Raw genomic sequence first — 13,812 nt, forward strand, 5'->3', positions numbered from 1 at the left:
TGTTTGATACAAAAATACATTTTTTCACCTCCCATCTAACTATATTATACTATATTTTACTGAATCTATCCTATTTTCAGCAAAATATAGTTAAGGCGATTCATCTCCCACTTACTCCGCTTCGCTTTGTTGAAGTGGGAGTCTTCTCGCCTAATTAAGATAAAATAATGAAGACCTAGATGCGAGTAAAGGTGTGTCGCGATCATGAAAGCCATCTGTGTGTTTTGCGGATCAAGTTATGGACAAAGCGTAAAATACAAGGAAGCGGCGAAAGCGCTCGGAACGTTTTTAGCCCGAAGCGGCATTACGCTCATTTACGGCGGAGGGACACGGGGCTTGATGGGAGAGGTTGCTGAGGCGGCGCTCCGTCATCAAGGGCGCGTGGTTGGGATCATTCCGCAATTTTTGAAGGACCGGGAAGTGGCGCATAATCGGTTGAGCGAACTGTTGGTCGTCGATACAATGCACACCCGCAAAGCGAAAATGTACGAGGCGGCCGACGGATTTATCGCCATGCCAGGGGGTTATGGAACGTACGAGGAGCTGTTTGAAGTGCTCTCGTGGTCGCGCGTCGGCCTCCACCAAAAACCGATTGGCCTGCTTAACGTGGAAGGGTTTTTCGATCCTCTTCTTCATTTGCTTCGGCATACAGTTGACAGCGGATTCGCCGCGCCGGAAGACCTTGAGCTGATTGTCAGCGCCGAAGACGTTCCGACGCTGTATGGACAGATGAACACATTTTGCCGTCGCCGCCACTCTTGACCGTGGACGGGTGAAGCGGCAAGTTGAATTTTTGGATGTATTCCAGCGTCAAAGCATGGGTGTGAGGAATGCGCATCGCGCCGGCTTCGAGATACTGGTCGTCGCGAAAGTGGGAGCGGAGCGTGTAGATGCGGCCGCCGACCCGCTCGGATGCTTCTAAGATGGTGACGCGATGACCCGCCTGCTTCAGCAATGACGCTGCGACAAGTCCGGCCATTCCGGCGCCGATGATGACGATATGTTGAGGCGCCGTCGTTTTCTTTAAGCCGTGGCGAATAATCGAGATCATCGTTTCCATTGAGAGTTTTGGAGAAACATACGGGTGGGACACGGTTGGACTCCCCCTTTGCCGTTTTCACCGCGCGAGGATGAAGGTGCGGTTATTCCATCTTATTCCGCGGCAAAGGGGAGTATGTGAGAATAGGAATGCCCGTCACGGCCTGGAAACGATATACGTCGCGCCATCGATTTCGATGGAGCGCTGTTCCTGCACCCCCACAATCCGGCACGAAAACGGGCGCGTTGATGGATGACGTCGGTCAGCCTCATAGAACCGAATCGCAATGCCGCCGACAGCGAGCTTCGCATACGCTCCCGCCTCATCGCGCCCGACATCGGGTTTGGGCAAGTCAAACAGCCGGCGGTAGCCGTTGACTGCCCGCTGGAGACCGAGGGTGTAGATGCTAATTGACGACAGCGAAACAGAGCCAATCGGGTGTCTCATGAGCGGCGCCAGCTCGTTCATCCGCACGTCATCGCCGTCGCCCCATTGGATGAAAAACGGATAGCGAAATGCACCGTCTGTGTCGTCTTCGATAAACAGCATCGACCATGTCAGCCGCTTGCCGTCATCGCGCTCGCGGCTGCCGGGGAGCGGACCGATTGGGGTAAACCCGTTTCGTTTGAGATGTGCCGCCACCGCTTCGATGTTGTTCGTGCGGAAGGCAAATTGGGAGAAGCCGTTTCCTTCTTGGCGGTCGGCGACAAGCTGGGCGATGAGCGGATTTCCGCACGTTCTCGCCGTCTGTCTATCAGCAATGCCGATCCATTCAATGTAGCGCAAATGCTCAAAGTAACATAAGGCGTTGTACGTTCCCCATGACGGATGGCGGCCGCCGTGGATGGCTGTAAACCCCCATTGTTCAAACGCCGTTTTCGCTTGCTCCGGTCGTTCGGTTAAGTGGACGAGATGGTCAAACGCGACATTCATGGCGGCGACCTCCTCCTAGATGGAATCGATCAGCGGAACAACATTTCTTTCAGCTTGTAAATGATTCGTTCGTTGTCGACGGTGCGGTGGGCGATAAAATTCAAGTCCAGCTTGATGTCTTCGATTTGGGCAGTCAATTGTTCGTAACGGGAGTCTATTTTTTGTTCGAGGCGGTCCACCGTTTGTTTCAATGAGGCAAATTCCTGGTGAAGCTGGTGGACGTCGGCGGCGAGAGCTTCCAGTTTGGCGTCTGTTTCGTCTTGGCGGTGGAGGAGAGCAGCTACGATGCCGTTCAATTCCGTTTGCCCAGCGCGAAGCGAATCTTGTTCTTGACGCAGACGCTGTTGTTCCAGGCGGATTTCCTGCTGCTCTTTTCGAATCTCTTGTTGTTCTTTTCGGATTTCTTGTTGTTCTCTCCGAATTTCTTGTTGTTCTTTTCGGATTTCTTCTTGTTCCTGGCGAATGGCGATTTGTTCACGCTCGAGCCGCTCTTGCCCTTCGACAAGCAGGCGGAGCGTGCCGTCCATCGCGTTCAAGCGGTCGAGCACTTGGGCGAGCAAAGCGTCACTCATCGTCATGATTCCCCCTTTTTCGTCCGTTACAGCCATTATAGTACATATGTTCGGGATTGTCAATCAAGAAAATTTGAACATCCATGGCGGACAAACTCCTTCACATTCCTTGTTTGTCAAGGATTTATTCCATATCGGTGCAAAAAAATCCTCCCGATTTTTGTCAGGAGGGTTCTCCCATGGAAGCGAATACTTTTGGCAATGCGATGAAGATTACGTAATCTGCATATGTCCATGGATGATTTTGATTTGGCAGCGACATGCAATTTCCCTCCTTGTGCTTTCATTTTATCGTATTTCTTTGAATAAAAAAAGGCGTCACGAGCGATTCCTTCCTGTGTCTAAAATAGGAGCTCGTCCTTTTCCTCCCATCAACCGTTTACTCATGCGTGTGCCATCCCATCGTGCGCTGTTCAGGAAAACGAAATATTCCTACATCAAACATCAAATCCCCCCGGTTTCACGCCTGCCTTCGCTATTGGGAGATGTTATGGAACGTTGTATTCATTTGCATCGTGAATATATAGATTGATTCTCGCCCAGAACACGTGGCAACGGTTGCTTCATTGGATAAAAGTTTGGTATCATCATGGTATTGTGATAGGTCGAACTCGTTGGAGGTGAAACTATGTCGCGAATTTCCATTGACCAAGTGAAACATGTCGCCGATTTGGCGCGGTTGGCGATTACGGATGAAGAGGCCGAGATGTTTACGAAACAGCTCGATGCGATTATTACGTTTGCTGAGCAGCTGAATGAATTGGATACGGAGAACGTTCCGCCGACTTCGCACGTGCTTGATATGAGAAACGTGATGCGCGAGGATATTCCAGAACCGGGGCTGCCGCGCGAAGAAGTGTTGAAAAACGCGCCAGATCAGCAAGACGGCCAGTTCCGTGTGCCGGCCATTTTAGAGTAAGGAGGGGGATTTATGTCGCTTTTTGACCATTCCGTGTCAGAATTACATACGTTGCTGAAGAAAAAAGAAGTGTCGATTTCCGATTTAGTCGACGAATCGTACCGCCGCATCGATGAAGTGGAAGAGAAAGTGCAAGCGTTTTTAACATTAAATGAAGAACAGGCGCGGGCGAAAGCGAAAGAGTTGGATAACCAGCTCGCCAAAGGCGAAGAAACGAACCCGCTGTTCGGCTTGCCGATCGGCATTAAAGACAACATCGTCACAAAAGGGCTGCGTACGACATGCGCCAGCAAAATTTTGTACAACTTTGACCCGATTTACGACGCCACTGTCATGGAGCGGTTGAATGCCGCAGGGACGATCACGATCGGGAAGTTGAACATGGACGAGTTCGCCATGGGCTCGTCGACGGAAAACTCCGGGTTTCAGCTGACGCGCAACCCGTGGGACTTAGAGCGCGTTCCGGGCGGCTCAAGCGGCGGTTCGGCGGCAGCGGTGGCGGCCGGCGAAGTGCCGTTTGCGCTCGGCTCGGATACGGGCGGTTCGATCCGCCAGCCGGCGGCGTTTTGCGGGGTCGTCGGGTTGAAACCGACGTACGGACGCGTCTCGCGCTTCGGGCTTGTTGCGTTTGCGTCGTCGCTGGACCAAATCGGCCCGATTACGCGCACGGTCGAAGACAACGCGTATGTATTGCAAGCGATCGCGGGCGTCGACCCGATGGATTCGACTTCAGCGAACATTCCAGTGCCGAACTATGTGGAGGCGTTAACGGGCGATATCAAAGGGTTGAAAATCGCTGTGCCGAAAGAATATTTAGGTGAAGGCGTCGATGAAGGCGTGCGCCAGTCAGTGCTTGCGGCGCTTGTCGTGCTTGAGAAGCTTGGCGCGGCGTGGGAAGAAGTGTCGCTGCCGCATTCAAAATACGCCTTGGCGACGTACTATTTGCTCGCTTCGTCCGAGGCATCAGCGAACTTGGCTCGCTTTGACGGCGTCCGCTACGGTTATCGGACGGACAACGCGAAAAACTTGATCGATATGTATAAACTGACGCGAAGCGAAGGGTTTGGGGCGGAGGTCAAGCGCCGCATTATGCTCGGGACGTTCGCGTTAAGCTCGGGCTATTACGATGCGTATTACAAAAAAGCGCAAAAAGTTCGGACGTTGATCAAGCGCGACTTCGAAAACGTATTTGAACGATATGACGTCATCATCGGCCCGACAACGCCGACGCCGGCGTTTAAAATCGGCGAGAAAACGAGTGATCCGCTGACGATGTACATGAACGACATTTTAACGATTCCAGTCAACCTTGCGGGTGTACCGGCGATTTCCGTGCCGTGCGGCTTTGTCGATGGCTTGCCGGTCGGCTTGCAAATTATCGGCAAGCACTTTGATGAAAGCACCGTCTACCGCGTCGCCCACGCTTTTGAACAAGCGACCGACTACCATAAGCAAAAACCGGTGTTGTAAGGGGGGTTAGGTGATGAACTTTGAAACGGTCATCGGACTTGAGGTGCACGTCGAGCTGAAAACGAAATCGAAAATTTTCTCCAGCAGCCCGAACGCGTTCGGCGCGCCCCCGAACACGCAAACGAACGTCATTGACTTAGGGTATCCAGGCGTGCTGCCGGTGTTGAACCGACAGGCGGTCGAGTTTGCGATGAAAGCGGCGATGGCGTTAAACTGCGAAATCGCGATCGAGACGAAATTCGACCGCAAAAACTACTTTTATCCGGACAACCCGAAAGCGTACCAAATTTCGCAATACGATCAGCCGCTTGGCCGAAATGGCTGGATTGAAATTGAAGTAAACGGAAAAAAGAAAAAAATCGGCATCACCCGCATCCATCTCGAAGAAGACGCCGGCAAGCTGACGCATACGGGCGACGGCTATTCGCTCGTGGATTTTAACCGTCAAGGGACGCCGCTCATTGAGATCGTCTCCGAGCCAGACATCCGCTCGCCGGAAGAAGCGTACGCCTACTTGGAAAAATTAAAAGCGATCATCCAATATACCGGCGTTTCCGACTGCAAAATGGAAGAAGGGTCGCTTCGCTGCGACGCCAATATTTCGCTTCGCCCGCTCGGTTCGGACAAGTTCGGTACAAAAACGGAATTGAAAAACCTCAACTCGTTCAACTTCGTCCGCATGGGGTTGGAATACGAAGCGAAGCGGCAGGAGAAAATTTTGCTCTCGGGCGGCGTCATCCGTCAAGAAACGCGGCGCTTTGATGAAGCGACGAAAACGACCGTTTTGATGCGCGTCAAAGAAGGTTCGGAAGACTACCGCTACTTCCCAGAGCCGGACTTGGTGATGCTCTATATTGACGACGAATGGAAAGAGCGCGTCCGCGCCTCGATTCCGGAGCTGCCGGACGCCCGCCGGAAGCGGTATGTCGAAGAGTGGGGCTTGCCGGAGTATGACGCCAAAGTGCTCACACTGACAAAAGAAATGGCCGACTTCTTTGAAGCGACCGTCGCAAACGGCGCCGATCCGAAACTGGCGTCGAACTGGCTCATGGTCGAAGTATCCGGGTACTTAAACGCCGAGCAAAAAGAGCTCCATGACATCGCCTTGACGCCGGAAAGCTTGGCTGGAATGATCAAACTCATCCAAAACGGCACGATTTCGTCGAAAATCGCCAAAAAAGTGTTCAAAGAACTCGTCGAACACGGCGGCGATCCAGAGAAAATCGTCAAAGAAAAAGGGCTCGTGCAAATTTCCGACGAAGGAGCGCTGCGCAAAATCGTGCTCGAAGTGCTCGACGCCAACCCGCAGTCGGTCGAAGACTATAAAAACGGCAAAGACCGCGCGCTTGGCTTCCTCGTCGGCCAAGTGATGAAAGCGACGAAAGGACAAGCGAATCCGCCGCTTGTCAATAAGCTGTTAGTAGAGGAAATTGGAAAACGATAATGAAACAATAGGAGGCCTGCCCACCGGCAGGCTCTGTTTTCAATAAAAATTTTTGCACTATTAAAAAAATACAATTGACAAACGTTGTGATCGAATGATAGATTTTTTATAAGAAAAAACCAATTGATTTAGTAGGATATGAAATCTCGAAGGGTCAAAGAGGGGAGAGGAAACGATGAGCAATGAACAAACCTTCCGCCCGGAGACGCTCGCCATCCACGCCGGGCAAAAACCGGATGCGGAAACGGGCGCGCGGGCGGTGCCGATTTACCAAACAAGTTCATATGTGTTCCGCGACAGCGAGCATGCGGCCAATTTGTTTGGTTTGAAAGAGGAAGGTTTTATTTATACGCGCATTATGAACCCAACGAACGATGTGCTTGAAAAACGGATCGCGGCGCTTGAAGGCGGGATCGGGGCGCTTGCGCTCTCATCAGGGCAGGCGGCGGTGTTTTATTCGATCATCAACATCGCCTCGGCGGGCGATGAAATCGTCTCGTCCTCGTCCATTTACGGCGGCACGTACAACTTGTTCGCCCATACGCTGCGCAAGTTTGGCATTACGGTGAAGTTTGTCGATCCGTCCGATCCGGAAAACTTTGAGCGGGCGATCACCGACAAAACGAAAGCCTTGTTTGCGGAAACGATCGGCAACCCGAAAAACGATGTGCTCGACATCGAAACGGTGGCCGACATCGCCCATCGCCACGCCATTCCGCTCATTGTCGACAACACGGTGGCCAGTCCATACTTATTGCGGCCGATTGAATTCGGCGCCGATATCGTCGTCCACTCAGCGACGAAGTTCATCGGCGGGCACGGCAATTCGATCGGCGGTGTGATTGTGGACAGCGGCAAGTTTGACTGGAAAGGGAGCGGCAAGTTTCCGGAGTTCACCGAGCCAGACCCAAGCTACCACGGTTTGGTGTATGTGGACGCCGTCGGCGAAGCGGCGTACATCACGAAAGCGCGCATCCAGCTCTTGCGCGACTTAGGGGCAGCGCTGTCGCCGTTTAATGCGTTTTTGCTTTTGCAAGGATTAGAGACGCTTCATTTACGGATGCAGCGTCATAGCGAAAATGCGCTCGCTGTTGCTAAGTTTTTGGAAGAGGAAGAAGCCGTCGAATCCGTCAGCTATCCAGGGCTTCCGAGCCATCCGTCACATGAACTCGCGAAAAAGTATTTGCCAAACGGGCAAGGTGCGATCGTTACGTTTGAAATCAAAGGCGGCGTCGAAGCCGGGAAAAAATTGATCGACTCGGTGAAGCTGTTCTCGCATTTGGCCAACATCGGTGATTCGAAATCGCTCATCATCCACCCAGCCAGCACGACGCACGAGCAGCTGACCCCGGAAGAACAGCTGTCCGCCGGCGTCACCCCAGGCCTTGTGCGTCTGTCCGTCGGCACAGAAGCGATCGACGATATTTTGGACGACTTGCGCCAAGCCATTCGCCAGAGTCAGACGGTGGGGGTGAAATAGTTAGGAAGGACGAAGTCACCCGGCGAGCGGGTGGCTTTCAAAGTGCGGGGAGTTCTATACGGAAAACGCTTGACGATGGTTCTTTATTCGAATATGCGTTCCCTATTCGCATGATCTGAGGGAGAGACTCATTAGTATTGACGCCAGCCTGTTCCGGCCGTTCCGAGGTGGAAGGGCAGGGACGCGGTGTTCGAATTCTTGTTGGGGTGGCGCCAAAGGGCTGATTACAGCCCCTTGGGCGTCACTTTCTTTTCCACTTTGCGCAGCAGCCAGTCAAACACAATCGCCAACATGGCGGCTGGGATGGCGCCGGCTAAAATTAAGTTTTTGTCGGCGATGCGCAGACCGCGGTCGATCAAGTCGCCAAGCCCGCCGGCGCCGATAAACGTCGCTAAGGCGGCGACGCCGATCGTCAGCACCGTCGCGGTGCGCACGCCGGCCATAATGACGGGAAGCGAGAGGGGAAGCTCGACCATCCATAAAATTTGCCGCGATGTCATCCCCATCCCTCGTCCGGCGTCAACGAGCGTCGGGTCAACGCCGAGAATGCCCGTGTACGTGTTACGCAAAATCGGCAATAGGGCATAAAGCGTCAAGGCGATAATCGCCGGCAGTTTGCCGATGCCGAAAATCGGCAGCATAAACCCAAGCAACGCCAAGCTCGGAATCGTTTGGATGATGGCGGCAATGCCGATAATCGGCTCGGCGAGTTTGCGATACCGCGTCAACACCACACCGAGCGGCACGGCTATGACGATCGCAATGCTCATAGCGATGGCGGATAAGAGCACATGTTCTTGAAAGGCGATCCAAATATCATTCTTTCGTTCGATAAACGTCTGCAATAATTCCATCGTATCCCTCCTTGGCGGAAAAGCGGCAGCGGGTGGCTGCCGCTTGGTCATGGGCTGAGACCGAAAACTTGAAAAGGTTTTGGTTCACTAGCGGAACGAATCCCATCGGCAAGCCCGCTTGGAGCGGCCTTGTCTTTTCAAAATGAGACGTGTGATTCAGGCGGGGCGACGGCCGCGGCAACGTTTCTGGCTAGATGACAAGAAACGGGGCGGCATCGTTTTTTCAAGCCCCCATTCGCCCGTCTTCGTTGGCATTAGGCATGTTGCTGGAACGTCCACTCCGCGAGTGCGCGCATCATGCTCGAGCGCGTGATCCCGCCGACGAGCCGGTCGCCGTCCAACACCGGAATGATGCGCACATCCGGGTCTTGGAACAGGGCGGCGACGTTGGTGACGTCCGCTTCTTTCGACAACGTCGTCACATCGTAGTCGGCGATGTCGGCGACTAATAAATGTTCTTCTTGGTAGCGCTGTTCGATTTGTTTTAAGGTGACGATGCCGAGAAAGACCTGCTTTTTATCGACGACGACCAAACTGTCGACCTTTTTCGCTTTCATCAATCGGAACGCTTCGGCCAAGCCGCGCCGCGGCGAGATCGTCGCGACGTCAGCCGACATTAAATCCTCCGCCGTCGGCACGGCCGTATGGCGGATCCGCAGCCGGTCTTCACCAATAAACTCGCGGACAAAGGAGTTCGCCGGCCGCCGAAGCATTTGGTCCGGCGTCGCAAACTGGACGATTTCCCCGTCTTTCATGAGCGCAATCCGATCGGCGATTTTAATGGCTTCATCCATATCATGGGTGACAAAGACGATCGTTTTGTGAATCTCCTCTTGCAAGCGGACGATGTCATCTTGCAGCTGTTCGCGGCTGATCGGGTCAAGAGCGCTGAACGGCTCATCCATCAAAATGATATCCGGTTCTGCGGCCAACGCGCGAACGACGCCGACGCGCTGCTGTTGCCCGCCGCTGAGCTCCGACGGATAGCGATGCTTGAATGTCGCTGGATCCAATCCGACGAGCTCAAGCAATTCGTCAACCCGTTTTTCATAGGCGTGTTTTTCCCACTTTTTTAGTTTCGGCACAAGTGCGATGTTTTCTGCGATCGTCATATGCGGAAACAGCCCGATTTGCTGGATGACGTAGCCGATGTTGCGCCGCAGCTCAACCGGGTCAAGCTGGGAAATGTCTTGCCCATCGATGTACACTTTGCCTGATGTCGGCTCGATCAAGCGGTTGATCATCCGCATTGTCGTCGTTTTCCCGCAGCCGCTCGGCCCGATGAGGGCGACAAGCTCGCCTTTGCGAATTTCAAGATTGATATTTTTTAAGGCGACAAAGCCGTCCTCATACTGTTTCGTGACGTTTTCAAATCGAATCATCCAAATTCCTCGCTTTCTAGTCGATCAGTCCTTCCGCTTTTAAGAAGTCAATCGCCACTTCACGCGGCCGTTTTCCTTCCAAGTTCACTTCGCCGTTTAGTTCCATCATTTTTTCATCGGTCAAAATGTTGGCCAACTTGTTCAGTTTTTCTTCGAGATCCGGGTTGGCATCCAACACTTCCTGGCGGATGATCGGCACGGCGTGGTACGGCGGGAAGTACTGTTTGTCATCTTTCAATACGACCAAATCATATTTTTTTATCCGGGCATCGGTCGTGTAGGCGGTGATGACGTCAATCTCTCCATTTTTCGCTGCTTCGTATTGCAAGTCTGGGTCGATCGTCACTTTTTTCTTGAACTGAAACCCGTACGTATCAACAAGCCCGTCATAGCCGTCGCTTCGCTCAAAAAACTCGGCGTCTGACCCAAAGGTGAGGGAAGACGAATGTTTCGCCAAATCGGAGTACGTTTTCACCCCGAGCTTTTCCGCGAGGTCTCTGCGCATGGCCAAGGCGTAGGTGTTGTTAAACCCGAGTGGTTTGAGCCAAGCGATGTTGTATTTTTCCTTATATAATTTCTTTGTTTCGTTGTAAATTTGTTCGGGCGTCTTTTTAGGATCGTACGGCTGTTTTAAAATGTTCAAATACCCTGTCCCCGTGTACTCGACATACATGTCGACATCGCCATTTTCAATGGCCTGCTGGAGCATAAACGCGCCGCCTAGACTGTCCTTCACTTCCACGTCCAAATCGGTGTTGGCCTTCACATACTCCGCCAGTAAATGCGTCAAAATAACTTGCTCGGTAAACTTCTTCCCACTGATAACAATTTTTCCTTTCGCATCACTCGTTCCGCTGCAGGCCGCTAGTCCAAATACAAGCCCGACAGCGAGCAAAGTCATCATCCATTTTCGCAACACAATTCCTCCTTCTTTTTCAGCTGATATCATACAAATGAACGGGGATAAAAAAAGCAGCAAAAGGACGCAGAGGGAGGTGAAAAAGCGTCACAAACAAAGGATACCGTAATTTGGGTGCGGCTGGCAAATTTGGTATCGGCCGATATGTTTGCTTCTCGCTTGCTCTCGCGGCGATGAGCGTTCTCTCCTCCTTGATCCTGAAAAATGCTCGGGAATGCTTGCGAATCCTCCTAGATGCTCCGAATTCGAGATGTTTGCATAAGCCTCGTGTTCATCCATCGATGCGCCAGCCAGGCATGACCCGCGCCGTTCATCGAGAGTGCGGGGTGATGCTACCACTTGCCGCGAGAAGGCCGGCGCCTTGGCAAATGGTCAAGGTGAAGGCTAATCGATAAACACTCGAACAAAAAAGGCAGCTCACGGCTGCCTAGTGAAAAGGGAATAGGTGTTGAACATTTCTCTGTGGGGAACGTGTTACGCATAAACAAGGCGATGAAGGGCGCTTTCCGTTTTGAAGACGCGGGCGTTTAAAACAGAGAGTCCCGCTTCATGTTCGGCGAGGGCAGGCAGCACTTTGTCTTCAAGGATGGATGTGATACGGGTGAGGTCGCCTTTCATATGATGAAGGTCGTGCGCCATCGCCTCGTATTTGGCGGTCAGCACTTCTTGCCCATGGCGGAGCGCTTCAACGATCGCCTTCGTTTCGTTCGTGCGCTCATCAAGCAGGTCGATTCGCCGTGCAAGCGTGTTCGTCTGTTCGTTCAGTTGGGCGACTTGGTGTTCGACGGTGCCCATGCGTTCGTTCAGTTGGGCGACTTGGTGTTCGACGGTGCCCATGCGTTCGTTCAGTTGGGCGACTTGGTGTTCGACGGTGCCCATGCGTTCGCTCAGTTGGGCGACTTGGTGTTCGAGGTTGCTTGTCCGCTCGTTCAGCTGAGTGAATTGTTGCTCAAGGGCGCTCGTCCGCTCATTGAGCTGGGCCATTTGCGCTTCGAGAGCGCCCGTTCGTTCATTAAGGTTGGCCGCCAGCACTTCAAGGGCACCCGTTCTTTCATTGAGATTGGCCACTTGTCCCTCCAAGGCGCCAACCCGCTGCTCGAGCGACTCGACCGCCGTGCGCGTCGCTTTCACTTCATGCAAAATTTCCCGCAGCAACGCTTCCATTCGTTTCACCTCCTTTTCCCCTCTATTTTACAAAAAACGCGCGCCGATGGCGAGAAAAAATAGGAAAACGGTTTTTGCTAGAAAAAGAGCGGAGAAAATCGTTACAATAAACATAGGAAAAAACCGAAGCAAAGGTGGACGGAGATGGACGCCACGTGGTTGAAGCCCATTGTCGAAACAAAATATTTATCGACGGAAAACGCGCACCGCTACCGGGCGATTTTGCGCTATTTCTACATTCAGCACGAGCGGATGCGGCAATATTTGTTTCCGGAAGAAGTGTACGCCTTTTTAAAGCAGCACGAGGAGTTTGCCGATTACACTGAGGAAGAGCTGCAGCAAGACCTCGACCAGCTCGTCAAATGGAACAACTTGATCGCCCGTCAAGAGACTTCTCACGTGCGGACGATTGAAGAGTTTAAGAAAAAGCGGTTCCGCTATCAATGCAGCCCGTACACGGTCGAAATCGAACGGATGATCCGCACGCTCGAGCAGCTTGGGGATTCATTTGGGGGGTCGCTCGAGAGAACGCGGTTTGACCGTTTGTATGCCTCTCTTTCTCGCATGGAAACGATCATCGCCTCTGATTTTCAAGAGCAGCCGGATGAAATGCATCAAGTATGGGAAGAGACGTTCGATTATTTCAAAAAAATCATCCAAAATTCCGCCGACTATATCGCTTATTTGCACGGTGAAAATTTGGAAGAGCGGATGACATCGGAGTCGTTTCTCGTTTATAAAGAGCAGTTTACTGCTTATTTGCGCGATTTTATCGTCGCCTTGCAAAAAACGTCGATACAGATTGAGCAATTGCTTGAAGACTTGCCGGAAGACGGGGTTCGGCAGTTCATCGAGCATGTCGTCGACTATGAGAGGTCCATCCCTCGCTTTGCCGATGCGCTGCCGCCGCGCGCTGTCCAGATTGAAGAAAAATGGGAGACGTGGCGCAGCCTGTGCGAATGGTTTTTAGGCCGCGATGGGCGCGAGAGCGAGCTTTCGTTTTTGCAATACCAGACGAATGAGGCGATTCGCCGCCTGACGCGCGTCGTGCAACGGCTTGGCGAGCGGCATCACCATTTTCGCAGCCGCAAAGGCGACTACTTGCATTTGGCCCGTTGGTTTTCCCGCCTTGAATCGATTGAAGAGGCGCACTGCCTGTCAGCGGTCGTGTTCGGTTGCTTCCATACGAAACATCTCGTCGCCGATTTCGGGGCGACAGACAACATATACCGCGACGTATGGGACGAGCCGCCAGCCGAGTGGGTGACGAAACCGCGCGTCCGCCATTATGGGGAAAAGAAAAAGCCGCAGGCGATTGAAGACAAAGAACGGGAGAAAGAAGAAGCGCGTCTTCGCTATTTGGAAGAAAAAGCGCGCGAGGAAGCCGAGCTGAAGCAATTTGTGACCGACGGGAAAATCGTGCTTGCCGACCTTCCTGAGGTGACCCCATACGTACGGAAAACGCTGCTCGGCTGGATCGCCAAAGCGATGGGGCGCGAGGGGCAAGCAATGAAGACGGAAAACGGGTGGGTTGTCAACGTGGTGAACAAAGAGGGGACGATTTGCCTTCGCGCAGAAGATGGAGAACTCGTAATGCCGAACTACGAAATTCATGTGCTTTCGCGAGGTGAGTGAG

The 13,812-nt window shown here is 52.8% G+C and carries 12 protein-coding genes and 1 pseudogene; 6 read left to right on the forward strand and 7 right to left on the reverse strand.

The window, feature by feature from the left end; genetic code table 11:
- Positions 1-204: 204 nt before the first annotated feature.
- The gene (locus ACVBDQ_RS14465) at positions 205-762 is read left to right on the forward strand and encodes an LOG family protein (protein WP_011229787.1); all 558 of its coding nucleotides are present in this window, start codon (positions 205-207) and stop codon (positions 760-762) included.
- A gap of 7 nt (positions 763-769) precedes the next feature.
- Here ACVBDQ_RS14465 and ACVBDQ_RS14470 read toward each other — a convergent pair.
- The 3 genes and pseudogenes from ACVBDQ_RS14470 to ACVBDQ_RS14480 all read right to left on the reverse strand — a co-directional run.
- Positions 770-1,060, reverse strand: a pseudogene (locus ACVBDQ_RS14470) (flavin monoamine oxidase family protein); the annotation flags it as partial.
- 135 nt (positions 1,061-1,195) lie between these two features.
- On the reverse strand, positions 1,196-1,972 hold the full coding sequence (locus ACVBDQ_RS14475; protein WP_014194778.1) for a VOC family protein: 777 nt from the start codon (positions 1,970-1,972) through the stop codon (positions 1,196-1,198).
- 29 nt (positions 1,973-2,001) lie between these two features.
- Positions 2,002-2,550, reverse strand: coding sequence for a hypothetical protein (locus tag ACVBDQ_RS14480; protein WP_014194779.1), 549 nt, complete (start codon positions 2,548-2,550; stop codon positions 2,002-2,004).
- 622 nt (positions 2,551-3,172) lie between these two features.
- Here ACVBDQ_RS14480 and gatC point away from each other — a divergent pair.
- The 4 genes from gatC (at position 3,173) to ACVBDQ_RS14500 (ending at position 7,857) form a co-directional block, all read left to right on the forward strand.
- Positions 3,173-3,463 carry an Asp-tRNA(Asn)/Glu-tRNA(Gln) amidotransferase subunit GatC gene (gatC, locus tag ACVBDQ_RS14485; RefSeq protein WP_014194780.1) on the forward strand — a complete coding sequence of 97 codons (291 nt, stop codon included), beginning with the start codon at positions 3,173-3,175 and terminating at the stop codon, positions 3,461-3,463.
- Between the two features lie 12 nt (positions 3,464-3,475).
- Positions 3,476-4,933: an Asp-tRNA(Asn)/Glu-tRNA(Gln) amidotransferase subunit GatA gene (gene gatA / locus ACVBDQ_RS14490; protein WP_021322679.1), complete on the forward strand. Its 1,458-nt coding sequence runs from the start codon at positions 3,476-3,478 to the stop codon at positions 4,931-4,933.
- Positions 4,934-4,946: 13 nt separating this feature from the next.
- On the forward strand, positions 4,947-6,377 hold the full coding sequence (gene gatB, locus ACVBDQ_RS14495) for an Asp-tRNA(Asn)/Glu-tRNA(Gln) amidotransferase subunit GatB (protein ID WP_446663280.1): 1,431 nt from the start codon (positions 4,947-4,949) through the stop codon (positions 6,375-6,377).
- Between the two features lie 175 nt (positions 6,378-6,552).
- The gene (locus ACVBDQ_RS14500; RefSeq protein ID WP_021322678.1) at positions 6,553-7,857 is read left to right on the forward strand and encodes a homocysteine synthase; all 1,305 of its coding nucleotides are present in this window, start codon (positions 6,553-6,555) and stop codon (positions 7,855-7,857) included.
- Between the two features lie 224 nt (positions 7,858-8,081).
- On the opposite strand, the gene ACVBDQ_RS14505 is transcribed toward ACVBDQ_RS14500, so the two are convergent.
- The 4 genes from ACVBDQ_RS14505 to ACVBDQ_RS14520 all read right to left on the reverse strand — a co-directional run bounded on the left by ACVBDQ_RS14505 (position 8,082) and on the right by ACVBDQ_RS14520 (position 12,176).
- Positions 8,082-8,711: an ABC transporter permease gene (locus tag ACVBDQ_RS14505; protein WP_011229818.1), complete on the reverse strand. Its 630-nt coding sequence runs from the start codon at positions 8,709-8,711 to the stop codon at positions 8,082-8,084.
- A gap of 254 nt (positions 8,712-8,965) precedes the next feature.
- Positions 8,966-10,093 carry a betaine/proline/choline family ABC transporter ATP-binding protein gene (locus tag ACVBDQ_RS14510; protein ID WP_011229819.1) on the reverse strand — a complete coding sequence of 376 codons (1,128 nt, stop codon included), beginning with the start codon at positions 10,091-10,093 and terminating at the stop codon, positions 8,966-8,968.
- A 16-nt stretch (positions 10,094-10,109) separates the two neighbouring features.
- Positions 10,110-11,012 carry a glycine betaine ABC transporter substrate-binding protein gene (locus ACVBDQ_RS14515; protein ID WP_014194799.1) on the reverse strand — a complete coding sequence of 301 codons (903 nt, stop codon included), beginning with the start codon at positions 11,010-11,012 and terminating at the stop codon, positions 10,110-10,112.
- 474 nt (positions 11,013-11,486) lie between these two features.
- Complete coding sequence (locus ACVBDQ_RS14520) at positions 11,487-12,176, reverse strand: hypothetical protein (RefSeq protein ID WP_069303979.1); 690 nt, start codon at positions 12,174-12,176, stop codon at positions 11,487-11,489.
- Positions 12,177-12,320: 144 nt separating this feature from the next.
- Here ACVBDQ_RS14520 and ACVBDQ_RS14525 point away from each other — a divergent pair, with 144 nt between their 5' ends.
- Positions 12,321-13,811: a TIGR02677 family protein gene (locus ACVBDQ_RS14525; protein ID WP_318538572.1), complete on the forward strand. Its 1,491-nt coding sequence runs from the start codon at positions 12,321-12,323 to the stop codon at positions 13,809-13,811.
- The last annotated feature ends 1 nt before the right edge of the window (position 13,812 follow it).

Source organism: Geobacillus sp. CCR (genome assembly GCF_052906625.1).

Coding starts and splice junctions, on each gene's coding strand:
- ACVBDQ_RS14465 (WP_011229787.1), top strand. CDS start 205: ATGAAAGCCATCTGTGTGTTTTGCGGATCAAGTTATGGACAAAGCGTA.
- ACVBDQ_RS14475 (WP_014194778.1), bottom strand. CDS start 1,972: ATGAATGTCGCGTTTGACCATCTCGTCCACTTAACCGAACGACCGGAG.
- ACVBDQ_RS14480 (WP_014194779.1), bottom strand. CDS start 2,550: ATGACGATGAGTGACGCTTTGCTCGCCCAAGTGCTCGACCGCTTGAAC.
- gatC (WP_014194780.1), top strand. CDS start 3,173: ATGTCGCGAATTTCCATTGACCAAGTGAAACATGTCGCCGATTTGGCG.
- gatA (WP_021322679.1), top strand. CDS start 3,476: ATGTCGCTTTTTGACCATTCCGTGTCAGAATTACATACGTTGCTGAAG.
- gatB (WP_446663280.1), top strand. CDS start 4,947: ATGAACTTTGAAACGGTCATCGGACTTGAGGTGCACGTCGAGCTGAAA.
- ACVBDQ_RS14500 (WP_021322678.1), top strand. CDS start 6,553: ATGAGCAATGAACAAACCTTCCGCCCGGAGACGCTCGCCATCCACGCC.
- ACVBDQ_RS14505 (WP_011229818.1), bottom strand. CDS start 8,711: ATGGAATTATTGCAGACGTTTATCGAACGAAAGAATGATATTTGGATC.
- ACVBDQ_RS14510 (WP_011229819.1), bottom strand. CDS start 10,093: ATGATTCGATTTGAAAACGTCACGAAACAGTATGAGGACGGCTTTGTC.
- ACVBDQ_RS14520 (WP_069303979.1), bottom strand. CDS start 12,176: ATGGAAGCGTTGCTGCGGGAAATTTTGCATGAAGTGAAAGCGACGCGC.
- ACVBDQ_RS14525 (WP_318538572.1), top strand. CDS start 12,321: ATGGACGCCACGTGGTTGAAGCCCATTGTCGAAACAAAATATTTATCG.